General features: G+C 35.2%; 2 protein-coding genes. Both read left to right on the top strand.

The features are described 5' to 3' along the window. Positions 1–64: 64 nt before the first annotated feature. Positions 65–781, top strand: a complete 717-nt coding sequence (locus tag CWS01_RS21750; RefSeq protein WP_101179626.1) for an IspD/TarI family cytidylyltransferase — start codon at positions 65–67, stop codon at positions 779–781. Then, positions 774–1708, top strand: a 935-nt coding sequence (locus CWS01_RS21745; RefSeq protein ID WP_101179624.1) for a ribitol-5-phosphate dehydrogenase, incomplete at its 3' end; no start/stop codon positions are given. The genes CWS01_RS21750 and CWS01_RS21745, both read left to right, overlap by 8 nt.

The raw sequence follows: 1708 nt of genomic DNA, 5'->3' as shown, positions 1-1708 counted from the left end.
ATTTGTATAAAGGAAAAGTTAAATATTTATTAATATAATGAACGCAAGTAAAGGAGCAATTAAAATGATTTATGCACAAATATTAGCAGGCGGAAAAGGAACAAGAATGGGTAATGTAAGCATGCCAAAACAGTTTCTTTCATTAAATGATAAACCAATTATTATTCATACAATAGAAAAATTCTTATTAAATGACCGTTTTTCCAAAATAATTATCGCTTCCCCGAAAGAATGGATTAATTATACAAATGATATTATCCATAAATTCATTGGGGCTAACGAACGTTTAGTGGTAATTGAAGGTGGACAAGATAGAAATGGAAGCATTATGAACGGAGTAACTTATATAGAAGATACTTACGGACTAGTTGATGAGGATATTATCGTCACACATGATTCTGTTCGTCCTTTTATTACTCATCGCATTATTGAGGAAAATATTGATTTCGGCTTAAAATACGGAGCTGTCGATACTGTTATCTCAGCGATTGATACGATCGTAGAATCAGAAGATGGAGAATCTATTTCTCATATCCCAGTTCGTGATTTCATGTATCAAGGCCAGACTCCACAAACATTTAATATCAAAATGCTGAAAGACCATTTTTATTCTCTATCAGATGAACAAAAAGCAGTATTATCAGATGCTTGTAAAATTTGTGTTCTAAAAGGAGAAAAAGTCAAACTAGTTACTGGAGAAGTGTTTAATATTAAAGTAACCACACCATTTGATTTAAAAGTAGCAAATGCCATTATCCAGGAGAAGATAAACCATGATTAATCAAGTATATCGACTTGTTTCCCCAAGACAATTTGAAGTTACTTATCAAGATTTTTCCTTACAAACAAATATGGTAGTTATAAGACCCACTCACCTGTCTATATGCAATGCGGATCAGCGTTATTATACAGGATCAAGGGGCAAAGAAATGCTTGCAAAAAAATTGCCAATGGCACTGATTCATGAAGGAATTGGCAAAGTCGTATATGATCCTAAAGGAGAATTTGCTTCCGGAACAAGAGTTGTGATGGTGCCTAACATGCCTACAGAAGAAGATGAATTTATTGGGGAAAACTATTTAAGAACAAGTAAATTCCGCTCCAGTGGATATGATGGATTTATGCAAGACTATGTCTTTCTAAATCGTGATCGTCTAGTAGAAATTCCAGAGGATATGAATCCTCATGTTGCAGCGTTTACCGAGTTGATAACCATTGCGATGCATTCTTTAACAAGATTTGAGTCAAGATCCCATAAACGCCGCAATACATTTGGCGTTTGGGGAGATGGGAATCTTGGCTTTATTATGTGCCTACTGTTAAAGAAAAAGTATCCTGGCAGCAAAGTCATCTCATTTGGCAAAACGAAATATAAAATGGATCGTTTTTCATTCGTTGATGAAAGCTATCAAATTGATGAAATACCAGAACATGTTTCAATAGATCATGCATTTGAATGTGTCGGCGGTCTCGGAAGCCAGTACGCTATTGATCAAAGCATTGACGTCCTTGTACCAGAAGGATCTATTTCTATTTTAGGCGTTTCGGAATATCCGGTAGAAGTAAACACAAGAATGCTTCTTGAAAAAGGGATTACGATGATTGGAAGCAGTCGAAGTGGACGAGCAGACTTTGAAAATACGGTTGCGTTTTATAAAGACTATCCAGACGTGGTCGATTATTTTACCACATTAATTGGTGAAGTCCA

Source organism: Niallia nealsonii (assembly GCF_002835805.1).
In the GTDB taxonomy this organism is placed as follows: domain Bacteria; phylum Bacillota; class Bacilli; order Bacillales; family Cytobacillaceae; genus Niallia; species Niallia nealsonii.
This window is presented reverse-complemented; position numbering and strand designations above follow the sequence as displayed.

What these genes read in the sequence shown, in the direction of transcription:
- CWS01_RS21750 (WP_101179626.1), top strand. Translation starts at nt 65, where the DNA reads ATGATTTATGCACAAATATTAGCAGGCGGAAAAGGAACAAGAATGGGT.